This window comes from Amycolatopsis sp. CA-211722, assembly GCF_056828465.1.
Genome location: NZ_CP184752.1, coordinates 8494053 through 8512795, shown reverse-complemented (window position 1 = coordinate 8512795; position 18743 = coordinate 8494053). Strand labels below are relative to the sequence as shown.

The following is an 18743-nucleotide window of genomic DNA, read 5'->3' as shown; positions in this document are numbered from 1 at the left end:
ACTCCGCGTTGACTAGGCCGAATGCCGATGCCTAGCGTGTCGCCATCCAACCCCAGGCCGCGCGAGGGTCCCCGCCTACTCCGCGCGCTCTCGAAGGGATCTTCCCGATGGCCAGTCCCACCACCGCTGAGGGCCACGGCAGTGAGGCTCCGGACCCCGGAGGCCTCGGCCGCCGCCGGTTCCTGAGCTTCCTCGTCGCCGCGCCCACGCTCACGATCGCCACGAAGATCGGCATCGACACCGTCGCGCCCGGAGAGGCCGAAGCCGTCATCCCCACCCCGCCGGGGCCGGCCGAGATCCTCGACCTCGGCGACGTGCTGATCCTGTCGAACGCCCCGACCGCGAACCTGCTGGTCCTCGAAGTCCGCGAAGACGGCCGGGTCCGGCTGGAACTGCCGCGGACCGAGGTCGGCCAGGGCATCACCACGGCGAACGCGATGCTGGTCGCCGAAGAAATGGACCTCCCGCTCGACCAGGTCGACGTCGTCCTCTCCGACGCCCGCTCGGAACTGCTGTTCAACCAGCTGACCGGCGGCTCCAACACGATGCGCTCGCTCTACACCCCGGTCCGCACCGCGGCGGCCGCCGCCCGCGCCCGCCTGGTCGCGACCGCCGCTCAGCAGTGGGGCGCGAAGGCGGACCGGCTGTCCACAAGGGACGGTGCGGTGATCGCCCCCGACGGCCGCCGCGCGGGCTACGGCGCATTGGCCAAGCCCGCCGCCCGCGCCGACCTCGGCAAGCTCACCGCGACCCCGAAGGCGGAGTCCGCGCACAAGCTGATCGGCACGCCGCAATCGCGCAAGGACGCCCGCGCGATGGTCACCGGGCAGCTGAAGTACACCCTCGACCTGGACATCCCCGGCGCGAAGCCGGTGATGGTCCGCCGCCCGCCGACGATCAACGGCACGGTCGCGAAGGTCAACAACGAGGCCGCCGTCCGCGCGATGCCGGGCATCATCGACATCGCGGTCATCAAAACCGGTGTCGCGGTGATGGCCGAGACCTTCGGCCAGGCGCTGGACGGCAAGAACGCCCTCGACGTCAGCTGGAACGGCGGCACCGTCGACGGGGAGAACAACGCGACGATCAAGAAGAAGCTGCAGGCCGCGGCGCTCCCGTTCGTCGTGCCGCCGCTGCTGACCCAGTACGTCGACGGCGAGTTCGACTTCGCCTTCGCCAGCCACGCCCCGCTGGAGACCAACTCGGCGGTCGCCGACGTCCGCGAGGACGGCGCGACCATCTGGTCCGGGATGAAGGTGCCGATCCTCGCTAAGCAGAACATCGCTCAGGAGCTCGGACTGCCCGAGAACAAGGTCGTCGTGCACGTCCAGCAGGCGGGCGGTTCGTTCGGACGGCGGCTGTTCTCCGACGGCGCCATCGAGGCCGCGCGTGCGTCCAAGGCGTTCAAACGGCCGGTGCGGCTGATGTGGAGCCGCATCGACGACATGCGCCACGGCCGCGCGCGGGCCGCGAGCCACCACAAGATCCGCGCCACCTTCGCGCTCGGCCAGGTGCTCACCTTCGAACACCGTGTCGCCAGCGTGGAGACCGACTGGAGCCATGGGCTCGGCGAGGTCCTGACCGCGTTCGCCGCGGAGCTCCCGGTCGGCGGCAACCTGAGCTTCGCGCAGACGGTGTTCCTGCTGACGGTGAAGTCGCCGTACAACTTCGGCGTCACCACGCAGCTGCTCAACGAGGTGCCGGTCGACTTCCACACCGGTGCCTGGCGGTCGGTGTACTCCGCGAGCACGCGCGGCGCGGAAGAGATCATGGTCGACGAGATCGCCGCGAAACTCGGCAAGGACCCGGTCGAGTTCCGGCGCGAGTTCATCAAGAACGACCGGCAGCGCGCCGTGCTGGACAAGGTCGCGGAACTCGGCGAGTGGGGCAAGAAGATGCCCAAGGGCTTCGCGCAGGGTGTCGCCGTGCACGGCGAGTACAAGTCGTACACCGCCTGCCTCGTCGAAATGGACGCCCGCGACCCGAAGAAGCCGCGGGTCACCAAGGCGACCATCGCGGTCGACGTCGGCAAGCCGATCAACCCGCGCGGGATCGAGGCGCAGATGCTCGGCGGCCTGACCGACGGCATCGCCACGACGCTGACCGCGGGTCTGCACATCGACAAGGGCCTGCCGCTGGAGGGCAGCTACTCGCAGTTCCACTACGCGCGGCAGAAGAACTCGCCGACGGACGTCAAGATCCACGTGATGCCGGAGACGGGCGAGATCGGCGGTGCGGGCGAGCTCGGCGTGCCGGCGCCGGTCGGCGCGATCGGGAACGCCTACGCGCGGGCGACCGGGATCAAGCCGCGCAGCTTCCCGATCAACTTCCCGATCGATTTCGACCCCTTCCCCCGCTGACTTTCCTTCCTCGCCAAGGAGTTCCGATGCCCAATTACACCTTCACGGTGAACGGGAAGACCGTCACCGTCGACGCGCCCGCGGATCTGCCCATGCTGTGGGCGCTGCGGGACAAGCTCGGCGTCCGCGGCCCGAAGTACGGCTGCGGGATCAACGTCTGCAAGGCCTGCACCAGCCACCTCGACGGCGAGGCGTTCAACCCGTGCGTGACGCCGGTGTCCGACTGCTCGGGCAAGGAGGTCACCACGATCGAAGGCCTCGCCGACGGCGACGACCTGCACCCGGTGCAGGAGGCCTGGCTGGAGCAGGACGTCGCGCAGTGCGGCTACTGCCAGCCGGGGCAGATCATGGCCGCAGTGGCGCTGCTGAAGAAGACGAAGAACCCGACCGACGCCGAGATCGACGCGATCCAGAACGTCTGCCGGTGCGGCACCTACTTCCGGATCCGCGAAGCCATCAAGAGCGCGGCCGCGAAGATGTGAAAATACCGCTGGTGCGGCGGGAATCCCGATTTCCCGCCGCGCCAGCGGAGCCTGCGCGCTTCGACAGGCCACTTCCGGGCAAGTCGTGTTAGATGACGGCCCCAGGGGCTCGACGAGGAGTCCCTGCCCCGGAGGACGTCCATGCACTACGAAACTGTGCTCCGCGAAGGCTCGGCCGTCATCGTCGCCGAACTGGCCGTCGAGGTCGAAAAGCAGCTTCCCGGACTCATCGACGGCACTGTCGAGCAGATCCGCGCCGAGATGCCGGTGTACCGCGACGCGCAGTTCGTCACCCTCGCCGAACTGCGGACGTCGGTGCGGAACAACCTCGAGTTCGTCATGCGGACCCTGCGCGGCACGGAGAAACCCGACCTCGCGCAGGCGCGGGCGACCGGGCGCGCGCGGGCGTTGCAGGGCGCGCCGCTGCCGGAACTCCTCCGGGCCTACCGGATCGGGCTCACCGAGGTGTGGAACCGGTTCGTCGAACTGACCGCGTCGGACGAGCACCAGGACCTCCGCGGTCTCGTCGCCGCGACGTCGGCGATCTGGGCGTTGATCGACGACTACGCCGAGGCGCTGACGACGACCTACCGCGACACCACCGCCGAAGTCATGCTGGCCCACCAAAGCCGGCGCTCCGCGTTGGTCGAGGCGCTGTTCGCCGGCGGCGCGGCCACCGAAGGCACGCTGTGGGACATCGCGCGCGTGCTGGAACTCTCGCTCGACGGGACCTACGTGGTCGTCGCCGCCGAGACCCCGCGCGTCGGGCACGAACCGTTGCCCCAGATCGAAAACCGGCTTCGCGAACGGCATCACGCGTCCGCCTGGCGGCTCACGCCGGACCTGCAGGTCGGCGTGGTCTCGATGCGGGATCCGGCGGCGTCGCAGGTGATCATCGAGCTGTTGCGGGAGAACCAGACCGGCCGGATCGGCGTCAGCCCGGTGTTCACCGGCCTCGGGAACACCTCCCGCGCGTTGCACCTCGCCCGTGTCGCGCTCTCCAGCATGATGCCGGGGACGACGGGAATGGTGCAGTTCAACGAATCCCCGCTGGCCGGTCTCGTCGCCAGCGCGCCGGAGGCGTCGGTCCAGCTCGCGCACCACGTGCTGCGGCCGATCCTCGATCTGCCCGGCGACGACCGGAACGTGCTGTTGCTGACGTTGCGGGCGTGGTTCGAATGCCAGGGCTCCACGAAACTGACGTCCGAGCGGATGTTCTGTCATCCCAACACGATCCGGCACCGGCTGAAGCGGATCTCCGAGGAACTGGGCCGTTCGCTGACCGACCCGGCCGACATCGCCGAACTCGGCGCGGCCCTGCGCGCGCTCCACATGTTCCCGGACACTTCGCATCTTCCCTCGCCGAGGGATCCGCTGCGCTAGGTTCGTTCGCATGGAACAGTTCGCCATCGGCGGAGACCTGCCCGTGCGCCGTATCGGTTTCGGTGCCATGCGCCTGCCGACCGAAGCAGGACCCGAACGTGAGCATTCGATCGCCGTCGCGCGGCGCGCGGTCGAACTCGGCATCACCCTGATCGACACCGCGCATCTCTACGGCGGGGGAGCGAACGAGGAGCTGCTCGCCGAGGCGCTGTATCCGTACCCGGACGACCTGGTGATCACCACGAAGGTCGGCGTCGTGCGGACCGGCGACGACTGGAAGTACGACGCCCGCCCGGAATCGCTGCGGGTACAGGTCGACGAAGGGCTGCGGCGGCTGCGCGTCGAGCGGATCGAGCTGCTGCAGCTGCACCGCCTCGATCCGGAGACCCCGCTGGCCGATCAGCTCGGCGCGCTGCGGGATCTGCGCGACGAAGGCAAGATCGGCCGGATCGGGCTGTCGGAGGTCACCGTCGACGAACTCGCGCGGGCGCGGGAGATCGTGGCCATCGCGAGCGTGCAGAACCGCTACAGCCTCCTGGATCGCTCGTACGAGGAGGTGCTGGACGCGTGCGAGGCGGCCGGGATCGCTTTCCTGCCTTGGCGTCCGGTGCTCGGCGCCGCTTCCGAGGCCGGAGCCGAGCTCGCCGCCGTCGCTTCGGAGCTCGGGGTGACCACGGCGCAGGTCGGGCTCGCGTGGCTGCTCGCGCGGTCGCCGGTGATCCTGCCGATCCCCGGCACGGCGAAGATCCCGCACCTGGAGGAGAACTACGCCGCCGCGGAGGTCAAGCTGACCGGCGAGCACCTGGAGCGACTGGGGACCTGAGCCGCGCCATGGCGATCACGCCCAGCAGCGGTCCGGCGGCCAGTACGGGGGCGGCCGCCCGCCAGCCGACGGCGTCGGCGAGCACCGGGAGGCCTTGGATGGTCAGCGCGCTGAGCAGGAAACCGATCGCGGTCTGCGCGGTGAGCGCGGTACCGCCGTAACGGGCGTCCGCGGCCTCGCTCAACGCGGCGGAGAACTGGCCGGAGTCGGCGATCGCGGCGACACCCCAGACGAACAGCAGTGTGCCCAGCATCGCGGGGTGACCGCCGAAAACGAAGGCCGAGACCAGGCAGCACGCCCCGCTGACGGCCAGCGCCGCGAGCGCGACGTCGATCCGCCCGAACCGGTCCGACAACGCGCCGCCGAGCAGGCAGCCGATCGCCCCGCCGACGCCGATGACGGTGAACGCGAGCAGGCTCACCGTGCCCGGCGAGGTCTTCGACGCCGCGGCCGCGTAAGCCGGGATCCAGGTCCACAACGCGTAGAGCTCCCACATGTGGCCGAAGTAGCCGAACGCGATCAGCCGTTGACGCCGATCGCGCGCCATGGTGAGCAGGTACCGCGGTTCCCAAGGCGGCGAACGCCGGGCGGCCGGGCCGGCGTGGACGAAGAGCACGGCCAGCGCCGCCGCGCCGAGGGCGAGAAGGGACGCGACGACGAGCACCGTCCGCCATCCTGGGAGGTTCCCGGCCAGCAGATGGGGTGACGCCGAGCCGAGCGCGAGCGCGGCCAGCAGAACGCCGAGGGCGAGCCCGCGGCTGTTCGGAAACCACGAGACGACGATCTTCATCCCGACGGGGTAGACCCCCGCCAAAGCCATCCCGGTGCCGAAGCGCAGCAGTACCGCGAGCCAGAACTGGTTTCCGCACAAGGGAAAGAGCAAGGTCAGCAAGGCGCCCGTCGCGGCGCTCGCGGCCAGCAGACGCTCGGGCCGGAGCCGGTCGGCGAGATTGGCGACGGCCGACACCAGCGCGCCCGCCGCGAAGCCGACCTGCACCGACGCGGTGAGCAGCACGGTGCCCTGAGTGGACAGCGCCCATTCCGCGCGCAAGGCGGGGACGACACTCGACGCGGAGAACCACAGTCCCATGGCGAGGATCTGGGCCGCGGAGGTGAGCGCCAGCTGGCGCGGTGCGGAGCTGGACACGCCCGCAGGTATCGCACCACGAGCGCGTCCACTCAAGACATCGAGCCGGCGATCACCCGAACGTGTGGCCGGGCTTGACGGCCTCCACGAGCACTCGCCGTGAGTGCGCGACGAACTTCCCGTCGGCCTCGATCATCCGGTGGAGTTCCGCGAGCTTGTCGCGGTATTTCCCGGCCTCGAATCCCGGCACGATCCAGATCACCTTCCGGAGGAAGTGGACGACCGCGGCCAGGTCGAAGAACTCCATGCGCAGTTTCGCCGGTTCGAGCCGGTCCACCCGGAGCCCGACGGCTTCGGCCTCGACGCGCAGCACGTCGGGCGTCCAGCCGCCGTAGTCCTGCGGGCCGAGGAAGAACTCCTTCAGTTCCCGCACCGTGCCGGCGCCGATCTGCTGCGACAGAAAGGTTCCGCCCGGACGTAGCACGCGGGCGATCTCCCGCCACGGATTCGCGATCGGATGGCGGCTGCTCACCAGATCGAAGGAGTCGTCGGGGAAGGGCAGGGGCGCGTCGTACTCGGCCTCGACCACCACGCCGCCCAGCGGCGCGAGGTTCCTTCGGGCGACCTCGACGTTCGGCGGCCAGCCTTCGGTGGCGGCGAGGACCGGCGGCGGATTCGGGATGCCCGCGAGCACCTCGCCGCCGCCGGTCTGCAGGTCCAGCCCGGCGGCGGCCGCCGCCATCCGCTCGCCGAGCAGCCGCGAATAGCCCCACGGCGGCCGTTCCTCCGTGGCCCGGCCCTCGAACCACGAGAAGTCCCAGCCATCGACCGGGACGGCTTCTCCCTCGGCGAGCTGATCTTCGAAAGTCATCCCCGCAGTCTCGGCCCCTCCGCTAGACGGGGCAACGCGATTTCGCATGGTCACGGGTCCCGATGCCACCGAAAACCACACCGCAGGGCCCGCACTGAGCGCTGACTTCAGGTGTCGCGAAAGCCACTTTCGAGACGTCAGACGCCCCGAAAGTGGCTTTCGCGACACGTTCAAGCGCGCACCGGCCCGCTAGCCCGCGTCGGTCGAGCGCTTCCAGAGGTTGATGTCGGCCTCGGTGGCGTAGCGGTCGATCTCGGCCAGTTCCTCGTTCGTGAAGTGCAGGTTCTTCAGCGCGCCGACGTTGTCCTCCAGCTGGGCGACGCTGCTCGCGCCGATCAGCACCGACGTCATCCGGGGGTCGCGCAGGCCCCACGCGAGCGCGAGCTGCGCCAGCGTCTGATCGCGCCGCTGAGCGATCTCGTTCAGCGCCCGGATCTTGCCGAGGGTGCTCTCGGTGATCGTGTCCGGGTTGAGCGACTTCCCTTGCGCGGCACGGGAATTCTCGGGAACGCCGTCGAGGTAGCGGCTGGTCAGCAACCCCTGCGCCAGCGGCGAGAACGCGATGCAGCCCGCGCCTTCGGCTTCGAGCGTGTCGAGCAGTTTGTCGCCTTCGAGCCAGCGATTGAACATCGAGTACGACGGCTGGTGGATGAGCAGCGGGGTGCCCAGCTCGCGCAGGAGCCGCGCGGCCTCGGCGGTCTTCTCCGACGAGTACGACGAGATGCCGACGTACAGCGCGCGTCCGGACCGGACGGCGGTGTCGAGCGCGCCGACCGTCTCTTCGAGCGGCGTCTCGGGGTCGAACCGGTGCGAGTAGAAGATGTCGACGTAGTCCAGGCCCATCCGGCCGAGCGATTGGTCCAAAGAGGACAGCAGGTACTTGCGCGAACCCCATTCGCCGTACGGGCCGGGCCACATGTCGTAGCCGGCCTTGGTCGAGATGACCAGTTCGTCCCGATAGGGCTTGAAGTCCGCCGCCAGCAGCCTGCCGAAGTTCTCCTCCGCCGAGCCGTAGGGCGGGCCGTAGTTGTTCGCGAGGTCGAAATGGGTGATGCCCAGGTCGAACGCGCGCCGCGCGATGTCCCGCTGAGTGCCCAGCGGCTTGTCGTTCCCGAAGTTGTGCCACAGGCCCAGCGAGATCGCGGGCAGCTTCAGGCCGCTGCGCCCGGTGCGGCGGTAGGGGATGCTCTCGTATCGGCCCTCGGCCGCGACATAGGTGCTCACGGCCCGATGCTAGCCGTCGTGAACAGGGCGGCGACGGACGCGAGGTGGTCTTTGAACGCCGAAGGGCTCTCGACCTCGAAAGGCGCGCCGATGGCGGCGAGGATCAGCACGGGCCAGTCGAAGGTGTCGACGTTCATCGTCAGGCGGCAGGACGTCCCGTCGATCGCTTCGAGCGCGCCACCGAGGTACCGCACCGCCGATTCGACCCGGTCCTTCGGCGCTCGCACCCGGACGACCAGCGTGTGCGTGGTGGGCCTGGCCTTGATCTGGGCTTCGACGAACTTGACCGCGTCGCCGCCCGGGATCTCACGTGGCCGGTAGCGCGCGCCGGTGGTGCGAGGCTCGCTGAGCCGGTCGACGCGGAAGGTGCGCCAATCCACCCGGTCGAGATCCCACGCCACCAGATACCAGCGCCGTCCGAGCGAGACGAGCCGGTGCGGCTCGACCAGCCGCGCGGACTCCTCGCCGCCGCGCGCCGCGTAGTCGAACTTCAGCCGTTCGTCGTCCCGGCACGCCTGCGCGATCACGGTCAGGCTGGCGGCGTTGACCCGGGGACCCGTGACGGCCGCCGGCGTCGTGTACGCCTGGAGCGCGTCGACACGTCTGCGCAGGCGGGGCGGCATCACCTGGACGACCTTCGTCAGCGCCCGGACAGACGTCTCCTCGATGCCCTCCACCGAACCGCTCGCCGCCGTGCGGAGGCCGACCGCGATCGCCACGGCCTCCTCGTCGTCGAGCAGCAGCGGCGGCATGACCGTGCCCGACCGCAGCTGGTAGCCGCCCGCGACGCCGCGGCTGGCGTTGACCGGATAGCCCAGCTCGCGGAGCCGTTCGACGTCGCGCCGCAGCGTCCGCTCGCTCACCTCGAGTTTGTCGCTCAGTTCGGTTCCCGACCAGAAGCGGTGTGTCTGCAGCAGGGACAGCAACCGCAGCATCCGCGCGCTCGTATTCGCCATGAATCCAGGTTCGCTCCGATTCCGGTCAGAAAGTGGCCGGAATTGACTTTAGCGTTGTTCCCATGACGATGACACTGGACACCCCGAGCGGTGTGACCACGGAAAACGTGGAGAAGTCCTACCGCTGGCGCTGGCCCGCGCTGTTTGTGATCCTGACCGGATCGGTGATGGAACTGCTCGACATGACGGTCACGAGCATCGCCGGACCGGTCATGCGGGAGTCGCTCGGCGGTGGCACGGCGATGATCCAGTGGCTCGGTGTGGCCTACACCCTCGCGATGGTGTCCGGCCTGCTCACCGGCGGGCGGCTCGGCGACATCTTCGGCCGCAAGCGCATGTTCCTGATCGGCGCGATCGGTTTCGTCGTCGGCTCGCTGTTCTGCGCGATCGCGGTGAACCCCGAGATGATCATCACCGCACGGGTGGTGCAGGGCCTCTTCGGCGCCGCGATGGTGCCGCAGGGCCTCGGCATGATGAAGGAGATGTTCTCCGGCAAGGAACTCCAGTCCGCGTTCGGCATGTTCGGGCCGGTGATGGGGCTCGCCGCGGTCGGCGGGCCGATCCTCGCGGGCTGGCTGGTCGACGCCGATCTCTTCGGCACCGGCTGGCGGATGATCTTCCTGATCAACCTCCCGATCGGTGCGCTGGCCGTGCTCGCCGCGCTGAAGTTCCTGCCCGAGTCCCGTCCCGGCGGTTCGCTCACCCTCGACATCCCCGGTGCCCTGCTCGCGACGACCGGCGCGCTGCTGATCGTCTTCCCGCTGGTGCAGGGGCGTGAGTACGGCTGGCCGCTGTGGACGTTCGCGATGATGGCCGCCGCGGTCGTGGTGTTCGGCGTGTTCGCGTGGTTCGAGAAGCGCAAGAGCCGCCGCGGCGGTGACCCGCTGGTAGAGCCGAGCCTGTTCCGCAAGCGCAGCTTCCTCGCCGGGATGGCGACCGGGACGATCTACTTCGCGGCGTTCTCCGGTTTCGGTCTGGTCTTCACGCTGTATCTGCAGCTCGGGCTCGGTTTCTCGCCGCTCAAGGCCGGGCTGACCGGCGTGCCGATGTCGCTGGGGATGATCGTCGGGATGGGCCTGGTGCAGGCGGTGCGCAAGCACGGCCGCAAGGTGCTGCACACCGGCGCGCTGATCATGACCGCCGGTGTGGTCGCCCTCCTGCTGCTCCTCGGCCCGGAGACGGGTCCGTGGCTGATCGCGCCGGCGTTGCTGGTGGTCGGGATCGGGTCCGGGCTGATCATGGGCCCGTACTTCGAGATCGCCCTGTCCGGGGTGGAACCGGCGGAGGCCGGATCGGCGTCGGGCGCGCTGACGTCGCTCCAGCAGGTCGGCGGCGCGCTGGGACTGGCGCTGCTGGGCACGGTGTTCTTCGACGCCGGTACCGCCGATCCGACCGGTGCGGCCCAGCGGACGTTCTGGGTGGTCGCGGTGATGGTGATGCTCACCTTCGCGGTCGGGTTCCTGCTGCCGAAGCGGATCCGCGACGTAGAGTCGGCCGGGTAGGCGATCGAGCTGGGAGGCCGCGTGGCTGGGACCGGGTACTTCACATCCGTCGAAGACGTGACGGCGAAGCTCGCCGACACCGGCTACCTGGCCTCCGCGGCCGTCGCCACCACGGTGTTCCTCGCGGACGCCCTCGGCAAGCCGTTGCTGATCGAGGGCCCCGCGGGGGTCGGCAAGACCGAGCTGGCGAAGGCGGTCGCGCAGGCGAGCGGCTCCCGGCTCGTGCGGTTGCAGTGCTACGAAGGCGTCGACGAGTCGCGCGCCCTGTACGAGTGGAACCACGCGAAGCAGCTTCTCCGGATCACCGCCGGCAAGGACGAGACGTGGGACGAAGCCCGCAACGACATCTTCGGTGAAGAGTTCCTGCTGGCCAGGCCGCTGCTGACGGCGATCAAGGGCGACGAGCCGACCGTCCTGCTCATCGACGAGACCGACAAGGCCGACGTCGAGATCGAGGGGCTGCTGCTGGAGGTGCTGGGCGACTTCCAGATCACCGTCCCGGAGCTCGGCACCATCACCGCCGGGCGCAAGCCGTTCGTGGTGCTGACCTCCAACGCGACGCGGGAGCTTTCCGAGGCGCTGCGGCGCCGGTGTCTGTTCCTGCACATCGATTTCCCCGACGCGGCACTGGAACAGCGCATCGTGCGCCTCAAGGTGCCGGGCGTCGACGACGCGCTCGCCGCGTCCGTGGTCAAGGTGATCACCGCACTGCGGGCGATGGAGTTGCGGAAGGCGCCGTCGGTCGCCGAGACGATCGACTGGGCGCGGACCCTGCTGGCGCTCGGCGCGGACAGCCTCGGCGAGGACGTCGTCCGCGCGAGTCTCGGCGTCATCCTCAAACACCAGGACGACGTCGTGAAGGCGGACGCGCGGCTGGAACTCGGCAAGGTCCTCGACTCGTGAGCGGCGTGCCGGGCAGGCTCGTCGAATTCGTGGAAGCGTTGCGGGAACACGGAATCCCGGCGGGTCCCAGTGAGACGGTCGACGCCGCCGCGGCACTCGAAGTGCTGGGTCTCGACTCCCGCGAGCAGATGCGGGAAGGGCTCGCGGCGGCGCTCGTCCGGCGCGGCGGCCAGCGCTCGGTGTTCGACGCGACCTTCGACATCTACTTCCCGCTCGGCGTCGGCGCGCCGTCGCAGGACCCCGTCGACGATCTGGCCGCGCTGCGGGACCGGCTCGCCTCCGCGCTCGCCGCCAACGACCAGACGGAACTGACGCAACTGGCCGGGCTCGCGGTCGACATGCTGGGGGAGTACGGCGCCACGGCGGGCAGTGGCGGCTGGTCGGCACACCAGACGTTGGAACGGCTTCAGCCGCAGACCCTCGTGGTCCGCGTGCTCGAAGCGATCCGCGCGGGCGGCCAGGAGGATTTCACCGACCGGCTGGACCGCGACGACGTCCGGCGCCGCGTCGAGGGCTTTCGCGGTCTCGTGCGGACCGAGGCACGGCGGCGCGTAGCGGAAGTCCGTGGCAGGGAACGGGTTTCGCGGCACGCCGTGCCACCCGCCGCCGACCGCGTCGACTTCCTGCTCGCCAGCCGGGCGCAACTCGCCGAACTCCGCCGGGTCGTGCAGCCGTTGTCACGCAAACTCGCCACCCGGCTGGCCGCGCGGCGACGGCGGCACGCGCGCGGACAGATCGACCTGCGCCGGACGCTGCGGCGCTCGCTGTCCACCGGTGGCGTCCCGATGCGGCCGTCGTACCGGCGGCACCGGCCGGGAAGGCCGGAAATCGTGCTGCTGTGCGACATGTCGGGCTCGGTGGCCGGTTTCGCGAACTTCACCATGCTGCTGGTGCAGGCTCTGCGTGACCAGTTCAGCAAGGTGCGGGTGTTCGCGTTCATCGACGCGTGCGACGAGATCACCCACCTCGTCGACACCGGCGCCGCCGATCCGGAGGACCTCGGCGCGCGCATCCTCGCCGACGCGGAACTCACCCGCTGGGACGGGCACAGCGACTACGGGCACGCGCTCGGCGAGTTCGCCGAGCGGTACCCGGATGCCGTGGGGCCCAAGACATCCCTGCTCATCCTCGGGGACGCCAGGACCAACGGCGGCGACCCGAACCTGGAGGCGGTACGCGGGATCGCCGCCGCCGCGAGGCATACGTACTGGCTCAACCCCGAGCGGACCGCGCTGTGGTCCACCGGAGACTCCGAGGCGCACGCGTACGCCCAGGTCGTCGAGATGCACGAATGCCGGAACGTGCACCAGCTGACCAAGCTGGTCACGCGGCTGTTGCCCGCCTAGGGCTTCAGCGCTGCTTTTCCGTACGCGTCGGCGTTGCTGAACACTTCCTGCCCGTACGCGGTGGAGTTGTTGTAGGTCAGCACCGCGGTCCACCAGCCGGAGGGATCGCCGAGGTCGCCGCCCCGCGCGCACATGTACCGCGCGGTCGTCAGCGCCGCGTCGTCGATGTTCTGCGGGTCCGGCGCGGCGCCGTCACCGCTCGCGCGGACGCCGTACCGCTTCCAGGTGGCGGGCAGGAACTGCATCGGCCCGACCGCACGGTCCCATTTCGGGTCGCCGTCGAGCGCGCCCTTGTCGGTGTCGACGACCGCCAGCACACCGGGGGAGCCGTCGAGCGGGATGCCGATGATCGGCGGCGTCACGATGCCGTCCTCACCGGCGCGGGAGCCGTCGTGCCGGGCGTGCTGGGACTCGGTGCGCCCGATTCCGGCGATGGTCGCCCAGGTGATCTCGCAACGCGGAGTGGTCTTCGCGGTCTTCTCGGCCGCGTTCACGTACGCCCGCAGTGCGCGTGAGGGGATGTCCGTGTTCTCCGACACCTTCGCGATCCAGGCGTCCTTAGCGGCCTCCGCGGGCAGCGGTCCGGCGTCGCCGGGGATCGCCGAACGCGGGGCGGGTTTGAGCGCGGGGACCTCGAATTCCGGTTTGACCGGCACCGGCTCGCGGTCGTTGAGGCTGACCACGACCCAGACGACACCGGCGACCAAAGCGCCCACGACCAGGAGCGCGAGCATCACGCAGCCACGCGGGCCGCGTTTCCTGGGCGGCTGTTCCCACTGGTCCATGAGGTCCAGTGTCGAAGGGGACGAAGCGGTCACCGGTTCCACGGTACGTGACGAATGTGGAGAACCTGTGTGGCCCGCCGTCCGGGTGACCCGGCCCACCCCCGCGTTTCGTCCTCTACTTGCGGTCCTTGCGCGTGCAACTACCGCAAGTAGAGGACTGAACGCGGGGTGCGATCGCCCCCTTTGCCCGGTTGACAGTGCTTCGGCCGGATGGTGAGACTGGTCCGCGTTAGGAAGGTTTCTTAACGAGGGCTCGCCGCGCCCCTGCTTCACGGAACGCAACGACGCTTCTGAAGGAGGCACAAAGTGGTACGCCCAAGATGGCGGGTGGCACTGGTCACGGTGCTCACGGCCGCCTCAGTCCCGATCTCCGCCCAGGCCGCTTCCGCGGCTCCCGTCCGCTACGAATCCGAGAACGCGACGATCTCGCGCGGCGTGGTCGAAGCCAATCACACCGGCTTCACCGGATCCGGCTTCGTCAACTACGACAACGTCACCGGTGGCTACGTCGAGTACACCGTCAACGCGGCGCAAGCGGGGCCGCACACGCTGACCTTCCGCTACGCCAACGGCACCACCGCCAACCGCCCGCTCGACATCACCGTCAACGGCTCCATCGCCGTCGACGATCTCGGGTTCGCCGGCACGGGCGCGTGGACGAACTGGAGTACCGTCACCACCACGGTGAACCTCGCCGCGGGCAGCAACAAGATCCGCACCACCGCCGTCACGTCGAACGGCGGTCCCAACGCGGACTCGCTGTCGGTCGAAGGCGGCGGCGGTTCGGGCACCGGGACACCGGTGTCCATCAACGGAAAGCTCCACGTCTGCGGCGTCAAACTGTGCAACCAGTACGGCAAGCCCATCCAGCTTCGGGGGATGAGCACGCACGGGATCCAGTGGTACAGCCAATGCGTGAAGACCGCTTCGCTGGACGCGCTGGCCAACGACTGGAAGGCCGACATCCTGCGCGTCGCCATGTACATCCAGGACGACGGCTACGAGAGCAACCCGCGCAAGTTCACCGACATGATGCACAACTACATCGAAGAGGCGACGAAACGCGGGATGTACGTCCTCGTCGACTGGCACCAGCTCGACCCGGGCGATCCGAACGCGAACACCCACCTCGCGAAGACCTTCTTCACCGAGATCGCCCAGCGGCACAAGGACAAGGTCAACATCATCTACGACGTCGCGAACGAGCCGAACGGCGTCAGCTGGGCGGACGTGAAGCGATACGCCGAAGAGGTCATCCCGGTGATCCGTGCCCAGGACCCGGACAGCGTCGTCTTCCTCGGCACGCACGGCTGGTCGACCTTCGGCGTCTCCGACCAGCGCGACGAGACCGACATCCTGAACGACCCGGTCAACGCCACCAACATCATGTACACGTTCCACTTCTACGCGGCGTCGCACCAGGACGAGCACTACGACGCACTGGCGCGGACGGCCGACAAGCTCCCGGTGTTCGTCACGGAATTCGGCACCCAGACCTACACGGGTGACGGCGGGAACGACTTCGCCTATTCGCAGAAGTACCTGGATCTGCTGGCCGCCAAGAAGATCGGCTGGACGAACTGGAACTTCTCCGACGACTTCCGCACCGGGGCCGTATTCAAGACCGGGACCTGCGCCGGGAACTCCTTCACCGGCACTTCGATGCTGAAGCCCTCCGGTGTCTGGGTGCGGGACCGCATCCGCACTCCGGACGACTTCCCGACCGGCTGATTCGCCCGCGTTTCGTCCTCTGGATGCGGTACTTGCACGCGCAAGGACCGCATCCAGAGGACTAATTGCGTCACGCGAGCCAGGCGTCGATCTCTTGGTGGATCGAGCGCTTGAGTTCGGCGGGGGCGAACGACGCGTCGACGGACGCCCGGGCGAGGCCCGCGAGCGCCAGGTCGTCGTAGGCGAACGCCTCACGAGTGCGCAGGAACTCGTCGGTCAGCGTCGTCCCGGTGACCGACGGGACGTCCGTGCTGAGCGTGACGACGAGCCCGGCGTCGACCAGCCGGGGGAGCGGGTGCTCCTCGAACGAGGGCACGAGCCCGAGCGTCACGTTCGACGACGGGCAGACCTCCAGCGCGATACCCCGTTCGCGCACCTCGGCGACCAGCGCGACGTCCTCCAGGATCCGGATGCCGTGGCCGATCCGTTCGCTGTGCCCGACCTCGAGCGCCTCGCGGATGCTGGCCGGGCCGGCGTCCTCACCCGCGTGGTGGATCAGGTGCAGCCCGGCCTCCTCGGCCTCGTCGCAGATCCCGGCGAACGGCGCGAGCGGGTACTTCTCCTCGCCCGCTAGCCCGATCGCGAACACCCCGTCCGGGGCGTACCGGCGGGCGAGATCGAGGGTGAGCCGGGCACGTTCGACCGGACGGCGGCGCGAATGGTCCAGGATCACCCGCCAGTGGAGCCCGTGTTCGGCCGCCCCCACCGAGAGTCCTTTGAGGACGGACGCCAGCGGCATGTCCGGCTCGCCCAGCCGTTCGCCGTGCGAAGCCGCCGTGAAGGTGACTTCGGCGTAGCGGACGCCGTCCGCGACCTGGTCTTCGCAGAACTCGCGCGCCACCCGTTCGAAGTCCTCCGGCCTCCGCAGGCAGGACCGCAGCAGCCCGTTGTAGTCACCGAACGCGCGGAAGCCGTCGAACACGGGCTGTTCCGCGGGTACGGCGATACCGTTCGCCTCCCCGATGTCACGGAGCGTGTCCGGCCGGACGGTGCTTTCGAGGTGGACGTGCAGATGGGCCTTGGGCAGCAGAGCAAGATCCCGCATGAACCCGAATTTAGTGGCCCCCGCCCGCCTCGCGCGCCCGGTTTTCCGGCGGCCGGTATCCGAAATGAGTGATTCGCCTCGCCGCGGGGAACCCTGGGGGCGTCACCGGTCGTTGAGCAGGACACCAGACGACCCCGAGGAAAGGGACCACAGTGCCTCTACTGCGGAAGTTGACCGCCCTGGCCGGCACCGCCGGGGCCGTGCGCGCCTACGTGCGGAAGAACCCCGAAAAGGTCTCCAAGGTCGTGAACAAGGCCGCGACCTTCGTCGACCACAAGACCAAGGGCAAGTACCACAGCCAGATCGACGGCGCGGTGCGCAAGGTCGACGGGATGACCGGGCGGCCGCGACGCCCCTACCAGCCCTAAGCCTCCGCGAGCGTCTCGAGGATCTGCTCGCCGTACTTCGCGAGCTTGTTCTCGCCGACGCCGCTGACGGTACCCAGCTCCTGCAGCGTGGTGGGCCGTTTGGTGGCGATCTGGCGCAGGGTCGCGTCGTGGAAGATCACGTACGCGGGCACCCCCTGCTCCTTCGCCGCCGCGGCCCGCCACGAGCGCAGCAGCTCGAACACCGGCGCCGCCTCGGCGGGCATGTCGGCTGCCGCGGCCTTCTTCGCGCTGGAGCGGGCCGCGGCCTTCGCCGCCCGCTCCGGCTCGCGCCGCAGCTGGACCTTCCGCTCCCCGTTCAGCACCTCGGCACTGCCTTCGGTCAGCACCAGCGAGCCGTAATCGCCCTCGACCGCCGCGAGCCCCTGCGCCAGCAACTGCCGCACCACGGCCCGCCACTCGGGCTCCTTCAGTTCCGTGCCGATCCCGAAGACCTTCAGTGAGTCGTGCCGATGCTGGGTCACCTTGGGCGTCGACTTGCCGAGCAGGATGTCGATGATCTGCCCCGCGCCGAACTTCTGGCGTCGCTCGTTCTGCAGCCGGACGATGGTCGAGAGGATCTTCTGCGCCGGGATCGTGCCGTCCCAGGTCTCCGGCGGCGCCAGGCAGGTGTCGCAGTTGCCGCAGGGCTCGCTCCGCTGCCCGAAGTAGTTCAGCACCTGCACACGACGGCATTCGACCGTCTCGCACAGCGCCAGCATCGCGTTGAGGTGGGCGCTCAGCTGCCGCTTGTGCGCCTCGGACCCCTCCGACATGTCGATCATCTTGCGCTGCTGCACGACGTCCTGGAGCCCGTACGCCAGCCACGCCGTCGACGGCAGCCCGTCCCGGCCCGCGCGACCGGTCTCCTGGTAGTAACCCTCGACGGACTTCGGCAGGTCCAGGTGCGCGACGAACCGTACGTCGGGCTTGTCGATACCCATGCCGAACGCGATCGTCGCGACGACGATCAGCCCGTCCTCGCGCAGGAACCGCGACTGGTGCTTCGCGCGGGTCCGCGCGTCCAGCCCGGCGTGATACGGCACCGCCGGAATCCCGTTCTCCACCAGGAAATCCGCGGTCTTTTCGACCGAGTTCCGCGACAGGCAGTAGACGATTCCCGCGTCGCCCTTGTGCTCGGTGCGCAGCAGCTCCAAAAGCTGCCGCTGCGGCGAGTTCTTGCCGACGATCCGGTACTGGATGTTCGGCCGGTCGAAGCTCGCGACGAAATGCCGCGCGTCCTCGAGGTTGAGCCGGGAGGCGATCTCGGCGTGCGTCGCCTTGGTGGCGGTGGCCGTGAGCGCGATCCTCGGCACGTCCGGCCAGCGCTCGTGCACCGCGGACAGCATCAGGTAGTCGGGCCGGAAGTCGTGGCCCCATTGGGAGACACAGTGCGCCTCGTCGATCGCGAACAGCGAGATCTTGCCGCGGTCGAGCAGCCGCACAGTCGACTCCACCGAGAGCCGCTCGGGGGCCAGGTACAGCAGGTCCAGCTCGCCGGCGACGAACGCGGCCTCGACCCTGTTCCGCTCGGCGTAATCCTGTGTCGAGTTCAGGAAACCCGCGCGGACGCCGAGGTTGCGTAGCGCGTCGACCTGGTCCTGCATGAGCGCGATCAGCGGGGAGATCACCACGCCGACGCCGGGCCGTACCAGCGCCGGGATCTGGTAACACAGCGACTTGCCGCCGCCGGTGGGCATGAGGACGAGCGCGTCACCGCCTGCGATGACGTGTTCGACGATGGCGTGCTGGTCGCCGCGGAAGTCGTCGTAGCCGAAGACGCGATTCAGCGTTTCGAGAGCTTCCGAGGTACCGATGTCGGGGGCTGCCACCCGGACGATTCTAGGGGCGGGGTCCGACAGTCGACGCGCCCGCGCGCC

The 18743-nt window shown here is 69.3% G+C and carries 16 protein-coding genes; 9 read left to right on the top strand and 7 right to left on the bottom strand.

All coding sequences use genetic code 11. From position 1 onward, the window contains the following. Positions 1-107: 107 nt before the first annotated feature. From ACOCEP_RS39020 to ACOCEP_RS39005, 4 genes are all read left to right on the top strand, one after another. On the top strand, positions 108-2360 hold the full coding sequence (locus ACOCEP_RS39020; RefSeq protein ID WP_482334962.1) for a xanthine dehydrogenase family protein molybdopterin-binding subunit: 2253 nt from the start codon (positions 108-110) through the stop codon (positions 2358-2360). A gap of 26 nt (positions 2361-2386) precedes the next feature. Then, complete coding sequence (locus tag ACOCEP_RS39015; RefSeq protein ID WP_016335901.1) at positions 2387-2842, top strand: (2Fe-2S)-binding protein; 456 nt, start codon at positions 2387-2389, stop codon at positions 2840-2842. 141 nt (positions 2843-2983) lie between these two features. Continuing rightward, positions 2984-4225 carry a PucR family transcriptional regulator gene (locus tag ACOCEP_RS39010; protein ID WP_482334961.1) on the top strand — a complete coding sequence of 414 codons (1242 nt, stop codon included), beginning with the start codon at positions 2984-2986 and terminating at the stop codon, positions 4223-4225. A 10-nt stretch (positions 4226-4235) separates the two neighbouring features. Further along, positions 4236-5048 carry an aldo/keto reductase gene (locus ACOCEP_RS39005; RefSeq protein ID WP_482334960.1) on the top strand — a complete coding sequence of 271 codons (813 nt, stop codon included), beginning with the start codon at positions 4236-4238 and terminating at the stop codon, positions 5046-5048. Here the strand turns inward: ACOCEP_RS39005 and ACOCEP_RS39000 are convergent. The 4 genes from ACOCEP_RS39000 to ACOCEP_RS38985 all read right to left on the bottom strand — a co-directional run bounded on the left by ACOCEP_RS39000 (position 5008) and on the right by ACOCEP_RS38985 (position 9186). Continuing rightward, the gene (locus tag ACOCEP_RS39000) at positions 5008-6195 is read right to left on the bottom strand and encodes an MFS transporter (protein ID WP_482334959.1); all 1188 of its coding nucleotides are present in this window, start codon (positions 6193-6195) and stop codon (positions 5008-5010) included. The genes ACOCEP_RS39005 and ACOCEP_RS39000 overlap by 41 nt on opposite strands. 52 nt (positions 6196-6247) lie before the next feature. Next, entirely contained in the window at positions 6248-7006 is a 759-nt protein-coding gene (locus ACOCEP_RS38995; RefSeq protein WP_482334958.1) for a class I SAM-dependent methyltransferase, read from the bottom strand. A gap of 189 nt (positions 7007-7195) precedes the next feature. After that, complete coding sequence (gene mgrA, locus ACOCEP_RS38990) at positions 7196-8230, bottom strand: L-glyceraldehyde 3-phosphate reductase (RefSeq protein ID WP_482334957.1); 1035 nt, start codon at positions 8228-8230, stop codon at positions 7196-7198. Continuing rightward, positions 8227-9186 carry a helix-turn-helix transcriptional regulator gene (locus ACOCEP_RS38985; protein ID WP_482334956.1) on the bottom strand — a complete coding sequence of 320 codons (960 nt, stop codon included), beginning with the start codon at positions 9184-9186 and terminating at the stop codon, positions 8227-8229. Before ACOCEP_RS38985 ends, mgrA begins: the two co-directional genes overlap by 4 nt. A gap of 62 nt (positions 9187-9248) precedes the next feature. On the opposite strand from ACOCEP_RS38985, the gene ACOCEP_RS38980 reads away from it, so the two are divergent. The 3 genes from ACOCEP_RS38980 to ACOCEP_RS38970 are packed head-to-tail and all read left to right on the top strand — an operon-like array spanning position 9249 to position 12937. Then, positions 9249-10688 (top strand): MFS transporter, encoded by a 1440-nt coding sequence (locus ACOCEP_RS38980; RefSeq protein ID WP_482334955.1) that lies wholly within the window; start codon positions 9249-9251, stop codon positions 10686-10688. Positions 10689-10709: 21 nt separating this feature from the next. Beyond that, complete coding sequence (locus ACOCEP_RS38975; RefSeq protein WP_005155088.1) at positions 10710-11591, top strand: AAA family ATPase; 882 nt, start codon at positions 10710-10712, stop codon at positions 11589-11591. Further along, entirely contained in the window at positions 11588-12937 is a 1350-nt protein-coding gene (locus ACOCEP_RS38970) for a vWA domain-containing protein (protein ID WP_482334954.1), read from the top strand. Before ACOCEP_RS38975 ends, ACOCEP_RS38970 begins: the two co-directional genes overlap by 4 nt. On the opposite strand, the gene ACOCEP_RS38965 is transcribed toward ACOCEP_RS38970, so the two are convergent. Next, complete coding sequence (locus ACOCEP_RS38965) at positions 12934-13755, bottom strand: lytic transglycosylase domain-containing protein (protein WP_482334953.1); 822 nt, start codon at positions 13753-13755, stop codon at positions 12934-12936. The two genes, ACOCEP_RS38970 and ACOCEP_RS38965, sit on opposite strands and share 4 nt — an antisense overlap. A 273-nt stretch (positions 13756-14028) precedes the next feature. Between ACOCEP_RS38965 and ACOCEP_RS38960 the strand changes: the two genes are divergently transcribed. Next, positions 14029-15453, top strand: a complete 1425-nt coding sequence (locus ACOCEP_RS38960; protein ID WP_482334952.1) for a cellulase family glycosylhydrolase — start codon at positions 14029-14031, stop codon at positions 15451-15453. 70 nt (positions 15454-15523) lie between these two features. Here the strand turns inward: ACOCEP_RS38960 and add are convergent, their stop codons facing one another. After that, on the bottom strand, positions 15524-16498 hold the full coding sequence (add, locus tag ACOCEP_RS38955) for an adenosine deaminase (protein WP_482334951.1): 975 nt from the start codon (positions 16496-16498) through the stop codon (positions 15524-15526). Between the two features lie 152 nt (positions 16499-16650). Between add and ACOCEP_RS38950 the strand changes: the two genes are divergently transcribed. Beyond that, positions 16651-16866, top strand: a complete 216-nt coding sequence (locus ACOCEP_RS38950; protein ID WP_340687748.1) for an antitoxin — start codon at positions 16651-16653, stop codon at positions 16864-16866. Here ACOCEP_RS38950 and recQ read toward each other — a convergent pair. Further along, on the bottom strand, positions 16863-18695 hold the full coding sequence (recQ, locus tag ACOCEP_RS38945) for a DNA helicase RecQ (protein WP_482334950.1): 1833 nt from the start codon (positions 18693-18695) through the stop codon (positions 16863-16865). The two genes, ACOCEP_RS38950 and recQ, sit on opposite strands and share 4 nt — an antisense overlap. Positions 18696-18743 lie beyond the last annotated feature (48 nt).